The organism is Micromonospora olivasterospora, from assembly GCF_007830265.1.
Taxonomy (GTDB): Bacteria; Actinomycetota; Actinomycetes; order Mycobacteriales; family Micromonosporaceae; genus Micromonospora; species Micromonospora olivasterospora.
In genome coordinates, this window is the sequence record NZ_VLKE01000001.1 from 3893775 (window position 1) to 3913316 (window position 19542).

The following is a 19542-nucleotide window of genomic DNA, read 5'->3' on the forward strand; positions in this document are numbered from 1 at the left end:
GGCTATGACACTCCCCTCCGCGCTGACGCTGCCTGAGCAACCATGCCAGGCGTGCCACGGCACCCGCTACGCGGCCAGTGCGTCACCCTTGAACACCTCGCGCCGGTGCCAGTCGACGTGCGCGGGGGCCGGGAGCGGGGTGCCGGGGCGGGGCCGCAAAGCGCGGCCGTGCAGGTCGTACACCGATCTGCCGACGTCGGTGCGGGCGGTGAAGGCCGCCGACACGGTGATTCCCATGCCGCCGTCGAGCCCGACCGCCCCGAAGTCGAACAGCTTGTGGTGCAGCACGCACAGGGCCAACCCGTTGTCGGGATCGTCCGGCCCGTCGTGGGAGAACCAGCGCACGTGGGCCGCCTCCACACCGACCGAGGCGTGGCCGAGCTGCCCGTCGTACCCGCAGAAGGCGCACTGGCGGTCCCACGCCCGCAGGATGTCGGCGCGCCAGCCACCCCTTCGGCGCCGCGCGGCTACCGCCGTCGGTGCCGTGGCGTGCAGGATCTCGTCGGCGTCCAGCCCGGCCGCGACGAGCACGTCGGGTGCGATGGTGGGCGGGAAGTGGCTCTCCACCAGGGCCCGGGCGACCGACCGCAGCAGCTCCGGGTCGCCCCGCAGGGCTGCCTCGACCGACTCGGCGAACCGCCCGGAGACGTCGTGGGCGCTCAGCGGCCCGACCAGATCCATCGGTACGTCCCGGCTCAGCGTCCAGACGCCGTCGCTCCGCAGCCGGGTGAACGGGTACGCCGCGCTCTGCGCCCGTCCCGTCCTCGACGCCGGCCCGAACTCGGCGATCAGGTCGCTGAGCCCCTGCTGCGCCTCCGACCAGGGCAGCTCGCTGGATCCGGTGCCGGCGAGACGCCCGAGTGCCAGCAGCACCAGCAGGGGTTTGTGCGGGGCCCGGCGGCCCTGCTGCTGGTGCAGGCGCAGACTGGTCAGCCGGTCCAGCACCTCGCGCCTGGTGCTCATGCGGCGATCGCCCGGGCGGCGCCGTACACGTCTGCGGGCAGCGCGTACGCCAGCTCCCAGACGATCCGCATCGGCCGGTCCCCGACGTGCGACCGGTACGTCATCGGCCCCGCGTACAGGTACGGCGGCACGCCCAGGTCCCCGTCGGCGACCTTCGTCTCCCGGACGAACAGGTGCACGGTCGACCCGCGCTCGGCGTGGTGGATGTACCGCTGCCCGGTCGGCGACGCCGCCGACGTGGTGCTCTGCGACTCCCACTGGAACAGCGTCTCGGTGACGGCCCGGTCGGCGTACATCGTCGTGGGGGAGTAGTGCCGCTCCGACTTCACCAGCGTCACGAAGAACAGGTCCGCCCGCTCGGACTCCAGCCACTTCACGCCCTCCCGCAGCGACCCCGGGTTCGGCATCCCGAACGCGGCGCACGCCTCGTTGCGGCTGTACCGGGCGTGCACCCGCAGCGCCCCCGCCCGCGCCGTCACCCGGTGGATGCGTTCCCGCAGCACCTCGGCCACCTGCCGCAGCTCGGCGCAGCGGGCCGGCTCCGCCCGCAGCCGCGCCAGCCGCTCGTCCCGCGACGACAGCGGCGCGTTCGGCCCCCACAGGTCGTAGTGCAGCATGTCCCAGAGCCGCCCCGGCTCAGGCCGCTCGCCGGCCGCGACCCGGGCCAGCAGGCCCAGCCGGTCGACGTCGTCGATGTGCAGCATCCGACCGATGGCCCGCCCCAGCTCGCGGTCGTCCGGCCCGGGCGCCGACGCCTCAAGACCGGCAAGCCGCCGCAGCCCGGCCCAGCCGCCGAGCGCCGCCGACCGGTACACGTCCTCGACCTCCAGCCTGGTCTCCCGCAGGAACTCCGCCAGGCCGACGTCCCCGAGCTGCCGCAGCTCCGCGACCAGGTCGCTCTTCTTCGGCGTCTTCAGAGCTGATTCCAGGTTGGCGAGCACCGTCTCCTTCGCCACCCGGTCCAGCTGGATGTGGCAGCCGCTCGGCAGCGACGGGAAGTCCTGCCGGACCGCCTCCACGATCGCCCGCCGGCTGACCCCCGTCAGTGCCCGCCACCGCAGGTCGAAGCGGAAGTTCGCGTGCTGCCCGCCGATGAAGTCCAGCACCGTCAGGCACGGCTTGCCGTCGTCCAGCCGCAGGCCACGGCCGAGCTGCTGGAGGAAGATCGTGGCGCTCTCGGTGGGCCGCAGCATCAGGATCGTGTCGACCATCGGCAGGTCGACGCCCTCGTTGAACAGGTCGATCGTGAACAGCACGCGCAGCTTCCCGGCCTTGAACTGCCGCAGCAGGTCGTGCTGCGCCGGCCTGCCGACCTGCGAGGTAACCGCCGCCGACGGTACGCCGTGCCGGCCGAACCAGTCCGCCATGAACTCGGCGTGCGCGATGCTGACGCAGAACCCGAGCGCCCGCATCCGGTCGACGTCCACCGTGTCCCGTACCGCCCTGAGCACCAGCCGCGCCCGCGCGTCGTTGCCGGTGTAGACGCCGCTCAGCTCGCCCAGGTCGTAACCCTGCCCGCGCTTCCACCGCAGGTGCGACAGGTCGACGTCGTCGTGCACCCCGAAGTACTGGAACGGCGCCAGCAACTGCCGCTCCAGCGCCTCCCACAGGTGCAGCTCCACGGCGGCGCGGCCGTCGAACCACCGGCGCACGTCGCCGCCGTCGGCCCGGTCGGGGGTCGCCGTCAGCCCCAGCAGTACGCGCGGACGCAGCCGCTCCAGCAGCCGCGCGTACGTCGGCGCCTCCGCGTGGTGGAACTCGTCGACGATGACCATGTCGTACGCCTCGGGGTCGACCTCCCGCCGGTGCAGCGACTGGATCGAGGCGAAGACGTGCCGCCAGTCTTGTGGTCTGTCGCCGGCGACCAGGATCTCGCCGAAGCTGCCGTCGCCCATCACCTGCCGGAACGTCGACAGGCTCTGCCGCAGGATCTGCTCCTGGTGGGCGACGAACAGCAGCGAGTCGACCTGTCCGCTTCTGTGCAGCCGCCGGTAGTCCAGCGCCGCGACGACCGTCTTGCCGGTGCCGGTCGCCATCACGACCAGGTTCCGGTACCGGCCGTGGACCTGCCGCTCCGCGTCCAGGTCGGCCAGGATCTCCGCCTGGTACGGGTACGGCCGCACGTCCAGGCTCGCGATCTCGGCGCTCTCCCGCTTCTCCCCGCGTAGGGCCTGACGCAGCCGATCGGTGTCCCGCGTCGGGTCGTACGCCTCGAACGCCGGGTCGTTCCAGTAGTCCTCGAACGTGGCCGTGAACGTGTCGATGACGTGCGGCTGCTCGACGTTCGAGATCCTGACGTTCCACTCCACCCCGTCGACCAGCGCTGCTTTGGAGAGGTTCGACGAGCCGACGTACGCGGTGGTCATGCCATTCTTGCGGCGGAACAGCCACGCCTTGGCGTGCAGCCGGGTCGTACGCGTCTCGTAGGAGACCTTGATCTCGGCGCCCAGCTCGGCCAGCCGGTCGAGGGCCCGCTGATCGGTCGCCCCCAGGTACGTCGTGGTGATGACCCGCACCCGGCCGCCCCGCCGGATCAGCTCGCGTACGGCCGGCTCGACGATGCGCAGGCCGTACCACTTGATGAACGCGCACAGCAGGTCGACGGAGTCGGCGGAGGCCATCTCGTGGGTGACCTCGTGGCCGATGCGTGGCTGGTGGCGACCGTTGACCAGGAGCGCGCCGGTGGAGAGCGGCGTGGTGGGGCGGGCCGGGAAGGTCGGCTGCGCCGGTGGGGTGGGCGGGGCGGCGATGGCGTGCAGGAGATTGCGGGCGTCGGCGATCTGGTCGTCCTGGGTGGCCGCGCTGGGGCTGAGTGCTGTGATCGCCTCGGCGATGCGGTTGGCGAGGTCGACCTGGCGGTGTAGCTTCTCGTCGCCGCCGGGGACGGCTTGCAGGGCGCGGCTGACGAGGGCGGCGAGGTGACGGGTCAGGTACTCGTGCGAGTCGGCGGGGTCCAGGGGACGGTGCTGGACCAGGGCGGTGTCATGGCGGTCGAGCTGGTCAGCGAGCTGGTGGGTGATCAGGTGCTCATAGCTGCCCCGCTCAAGATCCGTCACCCGGGCACCGTAGCCGGCAGCGGCGAATGACTGGGCATGCTGTCGGGTCCCTGACAGTCAATCCTTCAATGACGATCGAACACGGCCCTCCCTATGGCTGTCAGATTGGTGCGCTTGCTGACACGCCACCGGGTTTGACCAGCGAAAATCGCCGCTGTGCTGGGAGTGCCATTGCAGGCCGGGAAGGCTAAAGTTCTTCACGCAGAGTATGACACAGACTCCTAGGGCCAAAAATGCCCCAACTGCGGGTCGAGCTTGCAGTGCTCTTGCCGGTAGTGTCCTCGGAACACCGTGTGGGCCGGGTGAGGGGCGTTGTTTACTGTGCTAGACGTGCTGTCGGCCGTCGAAAAAGAACAGCAGCCTCTCTGTCGGCGACTCTGGGCGCAATTCTGGGACCTCACGGTCCTTATTCTAAAGGCTGCCAGGTCACTGTTACCGTCGGAAGGACCGAGACGGTGTAAACGTCCGGCATTGTTTTCGAATCCAAGGGTTTTGATGGTTGCAGTTCGGTTGACGGTGAATCGGGCGGCGCCTGTACACCCGTTGCCGTCACACATGGGTCCGCAATTTGCGGCGGTTAGAAGTTGCAGTCTCTTCGTTTGCGAGGCAAAGGTTCATGTCGCTAGTCGCTGAAGTTGCTGTAGAAACGCTCGCCGGTCGGTCTGATCGCTTCGAATGTCAGCTCAACTCGGATGTGAATATATTCTTCGGGGAGAATGGGACCGGCAAAACTGGCCTGCTTAAGATTCTGCACGGCGCCTTGGCGCTCCAGAATGGATCATTGGCGGTGGTGGCCTTCACGCGAGCCCGAGTTTGGGTGGAGCCAAATCACTCCTTACCTGATGTCAGGACGTTTCATCGCCCCGAGGAGCTTGACCTACTATTATCCGATATTGCCCCGCGTGGTCGAGGTTACTCCCAATCTATTCTGGATGACTTGGTGCGTAGTGACAATTTCGGCTGGTCTATAGAGCAGTTTAACCCTCAAAAGCGGCCGGCTTCTAAAGCGGCGGCGAGTGGGACCAAGCCCGTCATATCTCGGCCGTCCGATAGGGTAAAGTCCCGCGATGCTGCTCTCCATCGGGCCAGGCATGCAGTCATGCATGGCTATCTACCGATTACCCGTCTCACTACGGACGTGATTCGCAGTAACCGCTACTATTCGCAATCGGGCGCAAGTGGCGGAGATGACGTAGATATGGATGAGTTCTTCAGTGAGTCTCTCCAGGATAGGTGGAAGACCTACACGAATCGTGTTTTGTCAAATGTGCGACGAGCCCAAGAAGACGCTTTGGCTCAGGTTCTGGAAGTGGTGCTTTCGCCGGTAGCACCTGATGAGTCGGCGGTTGATGATATCAATACGGAGCAGGCATACCAAAGAGTCATTAGCTTCCTGGGGAGGCAAAGATCTTCCAAGCGGCTCGGTATAGATTTGAAGAAGCTTGAATTCGGTCGTGAGTATCGAGCTGATCCAAAGCTGCGCCGAGTGGTTAACCTGATTGATCAGGTTGAAGGTCGCATCGAGGAAATCATGAAGACGCGGGTAGCCCTCCAAGATCTCGTAACGGAGCTAATGGGCCAAAATAAGACGGTTTACTTCACTGACGAAGCGATCTACGTAGAGCTGAATAGTCGCCAGCAGCGCATTGGGTTGGCGCGCCTGTCGTGTGGCGAGAAGCAGCTCTTAAGGATCCTCGTGGAAACCATGATGGCGGGCAATAACCCAATTATCATTGACGAGCCCGAGCTGTCGATGCATATTGACTGGCAGAGGCGATTGCTGTCTGCAATGAGAACTGTGAACCCCGATGCTCAGATAATAGTAGCTACTCACTCGCCCGAAATCATGGCCGACTACGATGACGACAAGGTCTTTTCTCTATGAAAAAGCGGCGCCTGGTTCACTCTCCCAAGGGTTACCTTCGCCAGATGCAAATGTCGTCTTCTCGCGTATGGATATTTGTCGAGGGGAAGACCGACTTGTATTCTTACTCAAAATTGGCTGATGCGGTGGTAGTCGAATTAGGTGCGCATGAGGACTTCTTGGTGGCTTCGGCTGAAGAGTTGGCTCCTGACGGAGGTGGCAAGACGGTGTTAATGCGATTCTTCGATTTTTTGAAGAAGGAGAGTGGTCTTGTAAGTGATTTTGCGGGGCGACGAACTCGCGCGGTCTTCTTTCTTGATAAGGATGTTGACGACTTGGTGGGTAGGCGACGAGTGTCCCCCCATCTGATCTATACAGAACACTATTCTATGGAGAATTACCTCTTCCGTCACGGATCTATCGCCGACGCATCCTCTGCTGCATTATGTGTTCCTGTTCAGCGCATACGTAAAGCAATTCCTGATGCTCGCGCATGGAGGATTTCGAGTGCCGACCTTTGGATGGACTGGATAGTCATCTGTCTCTACGCCGCGAAGTACGGCAAAGGGGAGGCTAACTTCGGGTCTCACTCTAAAGTTAACGTTAACGCCTTTGGGCCAGTTGCGCCATCCAGACTAAAGCTGATCGAGCAGCAATGCGCTGTAGCGCATCGCGTTTCAGGGGTCGATCCCACGCAGGCGTTCGATGAGTGTCGCCAGCGGGTGGTGAGGTATTACTCTGCTGGTCGCCATGATAGGGTTTTCAACGGTAAGTGGTATGCATACTTTCTTGAGGCGCACCTGGGTTCGCAACTCAAGGGGGTAAAAGTGCAAGGATTGGCGCGTCATATTAGCTCGCGGCTTGTGCAAACGTTGGATTTTAACGGTACCTGGTCAAAGGATTTGCGGCGGCGGCTTTCCCCTCACCTGTCACTTGCGGCGGGGTATAGGCCACCTATGCAGCGTTCCTCGATGGACTCTACGGTGTCAGCGATGGCGCGGACTCACACCTTGTGAGTCGCGGCTCAGCTATCGGGCGCGTGACTGGCGATTTCTGAATGATGTAATGGCTCGGAGCACTTACTGATCAGCTCTCCTATTTCACTTATCAGGCCCGGCGCCATCCCCCACGTTGTAGCAGCGGAAATGCTGTGAGCGCTCCCATCGCTGTCGATGACCGTAGCCCCCGCTTCACGGGCGATGGCGACGCCCGCTGTCATGTCCCAAGGCTGGTTGGATAAGGTTATCGCTGCATCGATTTTGCCGTCCGCCAGCCAGGCAAGGTCAAGGGCTGCTGTGCCGGTCATGCGTACCCGTTGTGCGGTCTCAGCCAACTGAGCCGTCAGAGAAAGTCGGGTTCGGTTCTTGGCTGTCGAATTGGTGCCAACAGCATAGTCGCCGATAGCTACGATAGCCTCGCTGAGTCTGTTGGTCCTGCTTACTTTGATTGGCCTCCCATTTGCTGTTGCGCCACCGCCCTTGGTGGCGGCGTAGCAGCTATGGAGGAAGGGCAGTTGAATTACACCAAGAACGGCCTCGTTGCCGTGTATTAGGCCTAACGATACGGCGCAGAGTGGGATGCCTCGCACGAAGTTTGCCGTCCCGTCAATCGGGTCGAGCACCCATCTCATGTCTTCGCCAATTTTCTTTGCTCCCTCCTCTTCGCCTAGGAAACCGATGTCGGGGGTTGCAGTTTCAAGGAAGGAACGGATCTCGCGCTCAATGTCGTAGTCGAGTTCCGATGCGAAGTCTCGGTCTCCTTTTGTCGTCAGTGCACCGGGCGAGCGATGCAGCATCATGTCTGCCGCAAGCATGACCGCCTTCGTAGCGATGGGCAAAAGTCGACCGTAATTGTTCATAGCTTCAGGCCTCGTTCCCACTGCGTCTCGAAGAATTGCTCGAACACCGGATACAGGCACGGGTGATCTGGTCGTCGCCTGATGACGAAGGCTGGGGAATCGACCCCCCGACTTTTTGTCAGGTATGGCTGGGCGATGCATGTGTCGTCGGCTAGGACCACGTTGAAGCGCAGCGTATCGTCGTAGACGGCCAGTTCCATCCGGTCACGCAGGTGCTCGGGCAGGCGGTCACGCACGCGCTTGAGTGTCTCGATGTTCAAAATTGTGAGGCCGGATAGCTGCCCGGCAGGGAATGCCTCTTCCTTCTCGCGTGCCCGGATGGCTGACCCGGCGGGATCTAGAAAGAGGCAACGGGCCCTGGTGCCGCTTTCGATTAGGTCGTGCCAACGGCGGTCGGCAAAACTTTGCGTCAGTAGGTTGAGTGAGAGCCCCACGGCCCGCACCTCCTTGGCGCCACCTAAGAGTTGGTTCGGTGGTAGATAAGTGGAGAACTCCGACCGACTCCGATACACAGCCACAAGGTCCCCGAGCCGTTCCGAGTTGGCGCTAGACATTTCTGCCTGTCCGGTGATTTTCTTTAGTGCGAGGATGACGTCACCCGGGGGTACAGTGGTGGTCTCCCATGTGATGACCTCGCCCACACTCGGCCGCCACATCAATGCGGCACTCAACACCGAAGCAAACTCTTCGACGCTCAAGCCGAGCGCGCGACGAGTCCGCGCCACCTGCTCGCGTGCGGCCGCCGCCAAGTCAGGTTGCACGGATGGTGCGCCAACCGATGCTGATAGGGAAACATGCAGCGCGGATGAGAAACGGCTTCGTGCTTCCGACGAAGCCTTCCCGAGTGCGGTGTCGAGCGCGGCTTGCATCTCCGGCCGCGGCGTTATGGTGGCCGCACCAGCCTCCCATTTGGAGACCGTCCGTTCAGCCACGCCGAGGTGCGTTGCGAAGTCGCGGACGCTCATCCGGAGGGCGTGGCGTAGCGCCTTGCTCTCCTGACCGGTCCATCGCTGCACGGTCGTCATCGTGCCGCCTCTGCGCGCGTCGAGATAGGTCACTGTGCACCTTATCGGCAGCAGGTGCGGCGTGGTTGCCGGCTAAGTGCAGCGCGTAGTCATTCTGTTGGTCCGGGTCTTCATGGAGGGTCGGCGCATGGCCCGGGGCGGGTGCTGGGCTCCGGTCGCGTCGACCCGAACGACGGCGGCCGTCCCCGCCCGTCCCGGCGCCACTCCACGAACCCGAGCCCCCAGGGACGCCCATGACCACGCTGACAGACGACTTTCCCGTACCCACCCCGGTCACCGACGAGGACCTGCACTACGCCCGGCGGGCCGTCCACGTGCACGCCCCCGAGCCCTGGCCGCACGGCACGCTCTGCCGCAGCGAGCGCGTCCCGTACCCGTGCCGCCTCGCCCGCTGGGGCCGCGCCACCCTCGCAGCCGCAGGCCGCGCAACAGGGGAGACCGTGTGACGGAGCCACAGATACGCGAGGCAGCCGCCCGCTGGCTGAGCCTGGTCGCGGCGGACGCGGAACTCTCGTCGTACCTGATCGGGGTGGACTGGGACCGGCTGAAGGCGCACCTGGCGCGGTCGCTGACCAGCGCGCCCACCGGCGAGGCCGAGGTTCCGGACCTGGGCTGGTCGGAGGCGCAGCACCGGCGGGCCGCCGACTACCTGACCTGGGCGCTGGCGGCGCAGGCCCGGCAGACCGCCGAGGTGGTCGACCACGACCGGGCGTGCGACGGCGTCGCCATCCTCACCGTACGGCCGTCGCGGCCCCTGCCGCACCGCCCCGGCCAGGCCGTCCCGGTCTGCACGCCGCGCCACCCCGGCCGGTGGCGCTGGTACTCCCCGGCGAACGCGCCGCGCCCCGACGGCACGATCGAGCTGCACGTCCGCGCGGTCCCCGCCGGCACCGTCTCCCACAGCCTCGTCCATCGGGTACGCCCCGGCGAACCGCTCCACCTCGGCCCGCCTATGGACACCGGGCTGAGCCTGAGCGGCGGGCGGGATCTGCTGCTGGTGGCCGGCGGCACCGGGCTGGCGCCGCTGCGCGCCCTGGTCGAGCAGGTCGCCGCCGCACCGGACGGCCGGCGGGTGACCCTGGTCGTCGGAGCCCGCACGGTCGCCGAACTCTACGACGCCGTCACGCTCGACAAGCTCCAGCAGAACCATGGCTGGCTGACGATCGTGCCGGCGTTCTCCCACGATGCTTCCGCCGAGCCGGGGGAGCGGGGCGACGCGCTCACCGTCGCCCTCGATCATCTGCGCCCCGACCAGGACGTCTACGTCTGCGGGCCGCCGCCGATGCTGGCCGGCTCCCGGCTGCGGCTGCTCGCCGCCGGGGTGCCCGCCGATCGTATCCACCTGCCGGAACGAATCCCGTGGCGATGACCGCCGATCAGCGATAGCACAAATGGGGCAGCTCCACAGCGCGCCGACGGGTGCGGCGGAAGCCAGGCCGAGCAAGCCCCGGGGCGCGTCGGCCCTCCACCACGCCGGTAGTGTCGGCCGTCATGCGGATGGTCTACACCTCGGCACCGGACGACGTCTTCTACCCGGCCCGCGAGCGGCTGCTGCGCAAGTTCGACCGGTGGGCCCGCAAGCAGCGCCGGCCGGTCGACCTGTTCGTCGTGGCGGAGTTGCTCGAGCACCGCTGGTCGGACGGTGACGGGCTCCTCGGGCGGTGGCAGCCCGAGGACCTGGAGGAGGCGCTGCTCGACTGGTTTCCCCGCAAGGTGACGTTGCCGCCCGACGAGTGGGCCGCGGTCCTGCCGACCGTGGGCGCGTTCGTCGACTTCCTCTTCGAGCAGGATCTCGCCGACCGGCACTGCGCCGAGCGGCAGCTGCTGCACGGCTTCCTGGACAAGATCGCCGCCCCGTTCGAGGACGCGATGGCCGACCAGACCCGGTACGGGCTCGCGAAGTTCTGGGCCATGCGGATGCTCGCCGAGGGCGTCGACCCGACCGACCAGGTAGCCGCCGAGCGGTTCATCGCCGACCTGCACGCGGGCCGCGTCGCCGTCAACCAGGCGCTGCTGAACCGCGTGATGGCCAACCACCTGCGCGCCGAGGACTCCGACCGGCACCCGCCGGTACCGCTGGTGGCGGTGCCCGACGACGACACGCTCCGCGGGCTGGCCGCCGAGTCGGTGGTCGTACGCCGGCTGCGGGAGTTGGTGCGGTGGCTCGGTGACGGGCGGGCGCTGACCACGACGGGCAGGCTGCGGCTGGCCGACGCGCGGGAACTCGTCGCGCTGATCGACACCGGCGACGTGCTCGACCCCGTGATCGGCGACCGGGTGTTCAAGACCCGCAGCAGCGACGAGCTGTACGGGCTCACGGTGCTGGTCACCTGGGCCCGGGCGGCCCGCGTCGTGCGCGTGGTGAAGGGCCGGCTGGTGCCGGTCAAGGGTGCGGCGAAGGATCTGGCGGACCCGCTCGCGCTGGCCCGGCGGGCCTTCGACGGGCTGTTCGAGCTCGGCAAAACGGTCTGCGGCGAGGGGTGGGCCGAGTCGGTCCTGCGGTGGCGGTTCGACGACGCCGTGTTCGCCGTGCTGATGGCGCTGTTCGTCGCGCCGGAGCCGATGCCGGTCGACGAGTTGCGGCAGCTCGCCTACCAGGTGGCCTGCGAGGGGCTGGGGTTCGAGCCCGGCACGGAGGAGCAGGAGCGGGGCTGGCGCCAGCTCGCCGACAACGACACCGACCGCCTGCTCGACCAGCACGTCAGGCTCGGCGCGGTCGACAAGGACGGCAACCTTGTCGTACTGACGGCCCTGGGCGTCGGCCTGCTCGCCGGGCACCTGCGTGCGCAGGGCGTGGCCGTGCCGACCGTCGACCAACTGCTGGCCGAGACCGCGGAGGTGGTGGTCGCCACCGCCACCGGCAGCCCGGCGGAAACAGCCGCCGCCCTCATGCGCGGCTGGTGCGCGCGCAATCCCGCCGCCGCGTCGGCGGAGTTGCGGGCACTGGCCGAGCGCACCGACGACCCCGAGCACCGCAGGCTTGCCCTGGCGTACGCCTCCGATCCCCAGCTGGAGCCGGGTCGATCAGGGCTGTAACTGGGGCAGCGGCCCCCGCTCTGCGGGGAGCCTCGCCTCTGGGGCGACCGCCGTCCGTAGCCGGTCGAACCACTTCGCGAACTGAGGGTCGTCGTCCAACCTGCCGCAGAATGCGGCGTAGCCCATCACCTCCAGGCTGCTGACCTCGGACGACTCGGTTCGGGTCAGCATGAGTTCGCCGATGGCACGTTGCTGGCCTCGGAGCAGCCGGAACGGTCCAGCGAATGCTTCGGTGGCAAGCACGTGCTGGGTCTGGCCGTGGCCGCCATCGCTCAGTCCAGGTCGCTCGGGTCGATCCGGGCCTTCACCCCCGCATGTTCCGCGAGCAGGTAGAGCAAGTTGGAGCCGTCGATCAGCTCCAAGGGCTTGCCCGAGGCGAACTCGTACGAGGCGGGTCCGTAGCCGCTCGTCGTGACGAGGATGCCCTTTGATGCACCCTCGTTCTGGAGTGTGCCGAACAGATCCCGGACAGACGAGACATCGACGGTGTTGCGGTAGCGTTTGGCCTGGATGACGACCTTGCCGCCGAAGATCGGGCGCGGATCGTACGCCACGCAGTCGACGCCACCGTCCCGGGATGGCCGGGTTTGCTTGGTGTCCAAACCCATCTTGGCGAACAGGTTCTGGATCAGGCCCTCGAAATCGTTCGGGCTCAGCTTGAGCAGGTTTGGCCGCTGGTCGAGGTCGGCCAGCACGTCGACCTCGTCGATGAACCTCTTGTCGACCATCCCGAACTCCAGAACTGGCCGCACTGGCGCCAGCTCAGCAGGCCGCTTTGACACCGACGCGTTCAGGTGGGCCAGGCAGGCGAGCGGCTCGACCAGGCGAAGGTTGAGCCCGGTGAAGACCTCCCGAGTGGTCCGCAGCGTCACCAGGCACGGCTGGACAGACGCGCCGGTCCGAGGGTCGGTCGTGTCGACGATGCCGTTGAACGTCACGGTGTCGACGAGCCCCGACCGATCGGCCTCGAACAGCTCGTGCACGGTCCTCAGGGTGACCTGTGCGACGAGGTTGGCGTACCGATCCTTGATCTCCTTCGCAGGCCGTGCCGTGGTCGTGATTTCGTCGCGCGACTTGACGTAGCGGAACTCTCGTACGGCGGGGATCACGTCCAGCGTCGGCAGGTGGTACTCCACCACCAGTTGCCGGGACTCCGGCACGTAGGCCAGACGGTAGTGCTGTGGGAAGTCGTCGGGGTATACGGAGTTGCCCAGCACCATGCCGAAGTACTCGACGACAGCGGCCGGATCGGCGGCCGCGAAGGCCGCGGCGAAGCGGTCGATCTCGGCGTTGTGTGCGCTCACCTCCGCCTCGACCTTGGCGCATTGCTGCTGGTGTCGCCGGTGTGCGACGGACAGTCGTCGCTGTCGGTCGGCTTCAGCGGCGGCGTGCTGCGCTTGGGCCTGCCCGAACGCCTGTTGCGCTGCGGCGAGCTGCTGCTGGTACTTCGCTTGGCCGCCGAAGAGCTTGCTCAGGCCGCTCGGCGGTGGCGGCTCGAACGTTCGCCAATCGGGTGGTGCCAGGGGAGTGCCTAAAGTGCCCGGGTTGAAGGGCGGGTGCTGCGCCGATTTCCGGAGCCGGCGGAGGTCGATGTGGTCGTCAACGTCGAGTGTTGTGGCTAGAAGGTTGTCCAACTCCTCAAGGTGGGCTTGGAGGCCTGAGTTGTCGGCGCCAACCTCAGCAACACGCGCCTCGACGTACAGCCGCTTGCGCTCACGCTCGCTGGCCGCGGCGGTCCGCTGCGCAGCCTTCATGGCGCGTTCGGCCTCTCGGCGAAGTTGCTGGTGGTGCCGGTATGCCGCGGCTTGAGCCTGCTTCTGTGCGCGCACCTGCCGCGCGAGCGGCTGCTGTCAGCCACTGACCGTCTCCGGGCAGAACCCTCACGGTAGTGTCCGAGGCGTCTCCTGGGAGGTGGGGTCGATGCTGGCTGGGCTGGAGGTGCCGCCCGCCGTCGAGGCGGAGCGCGTCATCACGGCCGTGCTGGCCGACCTGCGCTCCGGTGACCACCGCGGGGTGGTCGTCGACTCGCCGCCCGGCGCCGGCAAGTCGACCCTGGTCGTCCGGGCCGCCGTCGAGCTGGCCGCCGCCGGCGAGCCGCTGATCGTCATCGCGCAGACCAACGAGCAGGTCGACGACCTCATCGACCGGCTCGCCCGCAAGGCCCCCGAGCTGCGCATCGGCCGCCTCTCCGCCGCCGACTACAAGGAGACCGACCGGGTCAGGGGCCACGACACGGTCCGGGTGGCCGCGAAGGTCGCCGACCTCGCCGACTCTGCCGTCATCATCGGTACGGCCGCCAAGTGGGCCACGGTCACCGACGGCTCCTGGCCGTGGGCGATCGTCGACGAGGCGTACCAGATGCGGTCGGACGCCCTGCTGCGCGTGGCCGGTAGGTTCGAGCGGGCGCTGTTCGTGGGGGACCCCGGGCAGCTCGACCCGTTCTCCACGGTCGACACCGCGCGCTGGACGGGCCTGACCTGGGACCCGATGCAGTCGGCGGTCGCGGTGCTGCTGCGGCACAACCCCGAGCTGCCGGTGCACCGGCTGCCGGTGTCGTGGCGGCTGCCCGCGTCGGCGGCCCCGGTGGTCGCGGCCGCGTTCTACCCGTTCACCGGGTTCCGCGCCGGGACGGGCGAGGCCGACCGGGTGCTGACGTTCACCGAGGCCGGGCCGGGGGACCGGGTCGACGCGGCGGTGGAGCTGGCGGCATCCTCGGGCTGGGCGCTGTACGAGCTGCCGGCCCGGCACACGCTGCGCACCGACGCGGAGGCCGCCTCGGCGTGCGCCGCCCTGGCCCTGCGGGTGTTGCGGCGCGGCGCGGTGGCGGTCTCCGAGCACGCGCCGGCCGGCGCGCCGGTCACCGCCGACCGGATCGCCGTCGGGGCCGCCCACCGTGACCAGGTCGCGGCCATCCGCGCGCACCTCGGCGAGGCCGGGGCGGTCGTCACGGTGGACACCGCCAACCGGCTCCAGGGCCGCGAGTACGACGTGACGATCGTGCTGCACCCGCTGTCGGGGCGGCGGGACGCGACCGCGTTCCACCTGGAGTCGGGGCGGCTGTGCGTGCTGACGTCCCGGCACCGGCACGCATGCGTCGTGGTGGCGCGGGCGGGCATCGCGGAGCTGCTGGACGCGCACCCGTCGTCCGAGCCTGTCTATCTCGACGTCCCCGTCAAGTTCCCGGACGGCTGGCAGGCCAACCAGGCCGTCCTCGCCCACCTGCACGGCTCGGACTAGGCGCGGCGCTGGCGGAGTGGTGAGGGGGCGCCCTGCTCTGCCTCAGGCGTTGGTAGGGGCCCCTCCCTGTACCTCTCAGCGCGTGATGGGGCGCGGTATCTCCATACGGAAGATGTCGAAGCGCCCGTTGGTGTCGCCGGCCACCAGCCCGGTGCCCTGCGAGTCGTACGCGACGAACTGGCCGTCGGCCGAGATGTCGGAGTGCTCGCCGCCGCCGTCGGTGCCGTGGCGGGGCACCGCCACGAGGATGTTGGTGCGGCTCAGCCGGTCGAACCGGAACACCTGCAGCTGCCAGGGGATGTCGTATCCGGTCAGGTCCTTGGCGTTGGACCAGAACGTGACGTACCGACCGTCGGCGCTGACCCGCGGGGAGAGGGCGGTGCCGTTGCCCGGCACGCCGGCCGGCGTCGCGGACACCGGGACGGTGGTGCCGGTGGCCGCCTCCCAGAGGAACACGTCGGTGGTGGCGTTGGCGTCGCCGGGGACGAGGTTGGCCGCGTTCGAGGTGAACGTGACGTATCTGCCGTCGCCGCTGACCTCCGCGCTGCCGGAGGCGGCGGACGCCGCCGGCGCCCCGGTCTTCGGGGTGGAGACGAGACGGGTGGTGCCGAGCTGCCGGTCGTACAGGTAGACGTTGGCCCCGTCGGAGACCGGCTGGGTGACGATGTCGTCGGCCGTGGACTGGTAGGCGACGTACCGGCCGTCGCCGCTGATCGAGGGCTGGTGCGAGTCGCTGGTGGCCTGGGTGCCGTCGGTGGCGACCGATACCCGGACGGTGCGGTCGGCGGCGTGGGCGACGGTGGCTGGAAGCGCCGCGATCAGTACGCCGATCGCGGTGGCGCCCGCCAGGCGGGCGCGCGGAGTTGCGTACAACTAGATCCTCCCCGTTGGGCCCCGGGCCGGCGGTGATGGGTGCTGCCCGCCCAGTGAATGCATGGAATTGAATTTCGCGCCACCACTCTTCCCTCTCCCGTCGGCGGCTGCTCGTCGGCGCGGCGGCGGCCTCGGCGGCGCTCACCGCCGTGGGCCCGGCCGCCGCCGAGGCCGCCCCGCCCGGCGCGTCCAGCGCGCCCACCCAACCCCTCGTCCCGTACGACCGGATCGCGGGCGCCCGCCTCCTGGCGACCCGGGTCGGCCCGACCTCGGCCCGCTTCCAGGCGGACTTCCACGAACGGCTCGCCGCCTGGCTCGCCTTCTGGTCGGCCAACTCACCCCCGTCGTGGAGCACACCCGTGGAGGTGGTCGCCGAGGTCGCCCCCGCGGGCGACGCCCTCACCCTGCACAGCGTCCGGGTACGCCGGGGCGAGGACCTGGCCGACAGGTTCACCGCGGCCCGGCTGGACGCGGCGCACCGGGCCACCGAGGCCAGCCTGCACCACCATTTCCCGTCCGTACGCCGGCTGCCCGACGGCACCCTGCGGGTGCGCGACGGATCCGCCGCGTTCACCGGCTCGCCCGACCAGCTCGCCTTCGTCGCCGGGGCGTGCCGCGAGCTGTGGGGCCTGACGGCGGCCGGCGCGGCGGACTGGCGCGACCACGCCAACGCCGCCCTCGGCCGGGCCGGGCACCGCCTCGACGTCGCCTCCCGCTCCGGGTGGGCGGCCTTCACCAGGACGAGCCTGCGGCTCGGCCTGCGCACCGAGACCTACCAGTAGAGGGAGACAGCAGATGGCACGCAGTGAGTTCCGGTTCGTGGTCGACGGGGTCGAGCTGATTCCCGAGCAGCAGGCCGCCATCGCCGGCGAGATCCAGAAGGCGGGCCTCGCCGCCCTGTCCACCGTCGGCAGCAAGCTGACCAACCCGCTCACCGTGGGGCACGGCAACATCCGGCTCCGGCCTGAGTGGTACGGGCTGTGGGTGGTCAACGGGCCGTTCGCCGACGAGCTCGGTCAGAGAATCAACGACCTCGGTTTCTGGATGCAGAAGTGACCCAGCCCGTCCACCGGCCGGACCCGCCGGAGCGGATGTGCCCGAGCACCCCCGCGGCCAACGCCACGGTGTTCCTCGGCATGATCACTCCGGCGGGCCGGGTCGCCTACGTCACGCCGCAGCTCCCGGCCGAGGTGGCGCTGGCCACCGCGGCCGGGGCCGAGGGGCCGGTGGAGTCCCGGTACCGGCTCGCCGGGCCCTGCGTCACCTCGTCCTGCGGGTTCTGGACCGGCGACCACTGCGGCCTCGGCGAACGCCTCGTCGCCTCCTACCAGGAGACGACCGGCTCCGCCGAGGCGGAGCTGCCGCGCTGCGCGATCCGCCGGTCGTGCCGGTGGTATGCCGAGCATGGCCCGTCGGTCTGCGCCGCCTGCTCCCACGTGGTCACCGACGCCCGCTGACCGGTCACCGACGCCGGTGGTCAGGCGCCCGCCGGCCTGCGCGCGGCCGCGCGCGACATCGCCGGCCACCTTCGCGCGCAGGACGGGATCACCCCGCAGGCGACCTGGGCAGACCCCGCGTCAGCGCGGCCACGTGTAGCAGGACGAGGCCGATCGGGTGCAGTCCGCCCACCCGTGACCCAGATGGGTGCTGTCGTAGACGTCGATCACCACCTCGGTGATGCCGCCGGAGAGCCCGCTGCCGTCGAGCGGGATGTCGCCGTACGAGATCCATCGTCCGGTCGACCCCGCGCACTGCTTCGGGATGTCGAAGTAGTCGAGCCGCGAGCCGCCCTGCCAGGCCTCGACGGTGAAATAGCCGCACTCGTTGGCGGCGACGTAGAACCGGACCGATGTCAGCGTGACCGACCGGTTGTACCAGGCGATTCCACCGATCGCCTCGGCTGCGAGCGCGCCCGCCCCGCCCCCATGGATCGACGCGGCGATGAAGCTGCTCGGGGCCGCGTTGGCCGCCGGGCTCATCCCCAGGAGAGCGGCCGCGACCACGCCGATCGTGACCCCCACCCGCAGCAGCCGTCGTCTGAGCATCGTTCTCCCTCACCTCGCGGTACGGCCTGTCACCATCGGGCGGCCCCGCTCAGCCTAACGATCCACAGTGGCCCGCAAGGAGGCGGTCGGCGGGTTCGGCCGCCGGTGAGCCGCTCGGGCCGGTACGCCCGACTCAGGCCGGGGCGTGGTCGAAGGTGTCCGGGTTGGGGCCCTGCCGCCCCGCCTCGCCGCGGTCGAGAATGCTGATCCGGTCCATCGTCACGTCGTCCAGCTCGAAGTCGAAGATCCGGAAGTTCTCCTCCATCCGGCTGGGCGTGACGGACTTCGGGAAGACGATGTCGCCGCGCTGGACGTGCCAGCGGAGTACCACCTGGGCCACCGTCCGGCCCGCCTGCTCGGCAATGTCGATCAGATCGGGGTCGTCCAGCACCTTGCCCTGGGCGATCGGCGCCCACGCCTCGGTCAGGATGTTGTGTTCGTGGTCGTACGCGCGCACCTCCTCGTTGCCGAAGTACGGGTGCACCTCGATCTGGTTCACCGCCGGGACGATGTCGGACTCGGCGGCCAGCCGCTCCAGGTGGGACACCTGGAAGTTCGACACCCCGATCGAGCGGGCCCGGCCGCCGGGGCCGCCCTCGTCACCGCCGGGGGCCTCGCCGTCGCCGCTCCCGTCGGCCCGGCCCGCGCCGCCACTCCGGCAAACGCCCCCGCCCCGGCCGGCGCCGCCCGCCGCTCCGGCCCGGTCAGCTTCCGCTGGTGGGGCACCTCCGGCTGGCACGTCGACATCGGCGACCGGACGGTGCTCGTCGACCCGTACCTGAGCCGCTACGACACCGGGCTGTTCACGGGCGCGTTCGACCCGGCGACCGGGCTGACGGTCGACGAGACCGCCCTCGACCGGCACGCCGACCGGGCCACCACGATCCTGGTCACCCACACTCACTGGGACCACTTCAACGACGTGCCCCGGATCGCCGAGCGCACCGGCGCCCGGGTGTTCGGCACGCTCACCGCCTACCACCTGGGCCTGGCGTACGGACTGCCGTCGGGGCAGCTCAGCCCCGTCAAGGGCGGGGAGGTGCTGGACTTCGGCGACCACACGGTCGAGGTGGTGTCGTCGCTGCACAGCCGCAACGCGTCGTACTCGTTGGCGTTCCCCGGCGTACGGGTGAGCCGGCCCGCGCGGCCGGCGACCATCGCCGACCTGCCCGAGGGCGACACCCTCGCCTACCAGGTCCGCGTCGCCGACGGCCCGGCGGTGTTCTTCATGGGCGCCAGCGACTTCGCCGAGCGCGACCTCGCCGGCCTGGCCCCGGACGTGGCGATGGTGGCCCTCCAGTCCAGCACGGCTACCGCCGACTACGTGCCCCGGCTGATGGCCGCCCTCGACTACCCGAGGGTCGTGGTGCCGGTGCACTGGGACAACTTCGAGACGCCGCTGACCAACCCGCCGACCGTCGCCCCCAACGACCGGCAGCGGCTCGACGCCCTGGTCGCCGCGGTGCGCGAGGCGTCCCCGCGCAGCCGGGTGCTGGTGCCCGAGTACCACACGGCGTACCACTTCTGAAGCCGCCCCGCGACGACGGTGCGGGCCGGGATCGACGATCCCGGCCCGCACCCGCGT

The 19542-nt window shown here is 68.5% G+C and carries 18 protein-coding genes; 10 read left to right on the forward strand and 8 right to left on the reverse strand.

Translation table 11 applies throughout. From position 1 onward, the window contains the following. Positions 1–66: 66 nt before the first annotated feature. Together JD77_RS17965 and JD77_RS17970 are read right to left on the reverse strand one after the other, a co-directional pair. A complete protein-coding gene (locus JD77_RS17965; RefSeq protein WP_145775384.1) occupies positions 67–963 on the reverse strand; it encodes a phosphorothioated DNA-binding restriction endonuclease in 897 nt (298 codons plus the stop codon). After that, positions 960–4019, reverse strand: coding sequence for a DEAD/DEAH box helicase (locus JD77_RS17970; RefSeq protein WP_145775385.1), 3060 nt, complete (start codon positions 4017–4019; stop codon positions 960–962). Before JD77_RS17970 ends, JD77_RS17965 begins: the two co-directional genes overlap by 4 nt. Before the next feature lie 616 nt (positions 4020–4635). On the opposite strand from JD77_RS17970, the gene JD77_RS17975 reads away from it, so the two are divergent. Both JD77_RS17975 and JD77_RS17980 read left to right on the forward strand, forming a co-directional pair. Continuing rightward, entirely contained in the window at positions 4636–5904 is a 1269-nt protein-coding gene (locus JD77_RS17975) for an AAA family ATPase (RefSeq protein WP_145775386.1), read from the forward strand. A 44-nt stretch (positions 5905–5948) separates the two neighbouring features. Continuing rightward, positions 5949–6899 (forward strand): hypothetical protein, encoded by a 951-nt coding sequence (locus JD77_RS17980; protein WP_145775387.1) that lies wholly within the window; start codon positions 5949–5951, stop codon positions 6897–6899. 8 nt (positions 6900–6907) lie between these two features. On the opposite strand, the gene JD77_RS17985 is transcribed toward JD77_RS17980, so the two are convergent. Further along, a complete protein-coding gene (locus JD77_RS17985) occupies positions 6908–7741 on the reverse strand; it encodes an inositol monophosphatase family protein (RefSeq protein ID WP_145775388.1) in 834 nt (277 codons plus the stop codon). Further along, positions 7738–8799, reverse strand: a complete 1062-nt coding sequence (locus JD77_RS17990) for a DUF5919 domain-containing protein (RefSeq protein ID WP_145775389.1) — start codon at positions 8797–8799, stop codon at positions 7738–7740. Before JD77_RS17990 ends, JD77_RS17985 begins: the two co-directional genes overlap by 4 nt. 200 nt (positions 8800–8999) lie before the next feature. On the opposite strand from JD77_RS17990, the gene JD77_RS17995 reads away from it, so the two are divergent. The 3 genes from JD77_RS17995 (at position 9000) to JD77_RS18005 (ending at position 11802) form a co-directional block, all read left to right on the forward strand. Further along, entirely contained in the window at positions 9000–9212 is a 213-nt protein-coding gene (locus tag JD77_RS17995; RefSeq protein ID WP_145775390.1) for a hypothetical protein, read from the forward strand. Further along, positions 9209–10135, forward strand: a complete 927-nt coding sequence (locus tag JD77_RS18000) for an FAD-binding oxidoreductase (protein WP_145775391.1) — start codon at positions 9209–9211, stop codon at positions 10133–10135. The genes JD77_RS17995 and JD77_RS18000 overlap by 4 nt, the downstream gene beginning before the upstream one ends. 110 nt (positions 10136–10245) lie before the next feature. Beyond that, positions 10246–11802, forward strand: a complete 1557-nt coding sequence (locus tag JD77_RS18005; protein WP_145775392.1) for a hypothetical protein — start codon at positions 10246–10248, stop codon at positions 11800–11802. Between the two features lie 272 nt (positions 11803–12074). On the opposite strand, the gene JD77_RS18010 is transcribed toward JD77_RS18005, so the two are convergent. Then, a complete protein-coding gene (locus JD77_RS18010; protein ID WP_246140732.1) occupies positions 12075–13631 on the reverse strand; it encodes a restriction endonuclease in 1557 nt (518 codons plus the stop codon). A 91-nt stretch (positions 13632–13722) separates the two neighbouring features. Here JD77_RS18010 and JD77_RS18015 point away from each other — a divergent pair, with 91 nt between their 5' ends. Further along, the gene (locus JD77_RS18015; protein WP_145775393.1) at positions 13723–15039 is read left to right on the forward strand and encodes an AAA family ATPase; all 1317 of its coding nucleotides are present in this window, start codon (positions 13723–13725) and stop codon (positions 15037–15039) included. 75 nt (positions 15040–15114) lie between these two features. Here the strand turns inward: JD77_RS18015 and JD77_RS18020 are convergent, their stop codons facing one another. Next, a complete protein-coding gene (locus tag JD77_RS18020; protein ID WP_145775394.1) occupies positions 15115–15912 on the reverse strand; it encodes a TolB family protein in 798 nt (265 codons plus the stop codon). A 149-nt stretch (positions 15913–16061) separates the two neighbouring features. On the opposite strand from JD77_RS18020, the gene JD77_RS18025 reads away from it, so the two are divergent. Genes JD77_RS18025 through JD77_RS18035 form a run of 3 tightly spaced genes read left to right on the forward strand, consistent with a single transcriptional unit; the run spans position 16062 to position 17369 of the window. After that, on the forward strand, positions 16062–16694 hold the full coding sequence (locus JD77_RS18025) for a hypothetical protein (protein ID WP_246140733.1): 633 nt from the start codon (positions 16062–16064) through the stop codon (positions 16692–16694). Between the two features lie 13 nt (positions 16695–16707). Further along, positions 16708–16968 carry a hypothetical protein gene (locus JD77_RS18030; protein WP_145775396.1) on the forward strand — a complete coding sequence of 87 codons (261 nt, stop codon included), beginning with the start codon at positions 16708–16710 and terminating at the stop codon, positions 16966–16968. Further along, positions 16965–17369 carry a hypothetical protein gene (locus JD77_RS18035; protein WP_246140734.1) on the forward strand — a complete coding sequence of 135 codons (405 nt, stop codon included), beginning with the start codon at positions 16965–16967 and terminating at the stop codon, positions 17367–17369. The genes JD77_RS18030 and JD77_RS18035 overlap by 4 nt, the downstream gene beginning before the upstream one ends. 120 nt (positions 17370–17489) lie before the next feature. Here JD77_RS18035 and JD77_RS18040 read toward each other — a convergent pair whose 3' ends face one another. Continuing rightward, positions 17490–17957, reverse strand: a complete 468-nt coding sequence (locus JD77_RS18040) for a hypothetical protein (RefSeq protein WP_145775397.1) — start codon at positions 17955–17957, stop codon at positions 17490–17492. 133 nt (positions 17958–18090) lie between these two features. Continuing rightward, entirely contained in the window at positions 18091–18519 is a 429-nt protein-coding gene (locus tag JD77_RS18045; RefSeq protein ID WP_246140735.1) for an aldo/keto reductase, read from the reverse strand. On the opposite strand from JD77_RS18045, the gene JD77_RS18050 reads away from it, so the two are divergent. Next, positions 18496–19485: an MBL fold metallo-hydrolase gene (locus tag JD77_RS18050; protein ID WP_145775398.1), complete on the forward strand. Its 990-nt coding sequence runs from the start codon at positions 18496–18498 to the stop codon at positions 19483–19485. The two genes, JD77_RS18045 and JD77_RS18050, sit on opposite strands and share 24 nt — an antisense overlap. Positions 19486–19542: the final 57 nt, after the last annotated feature.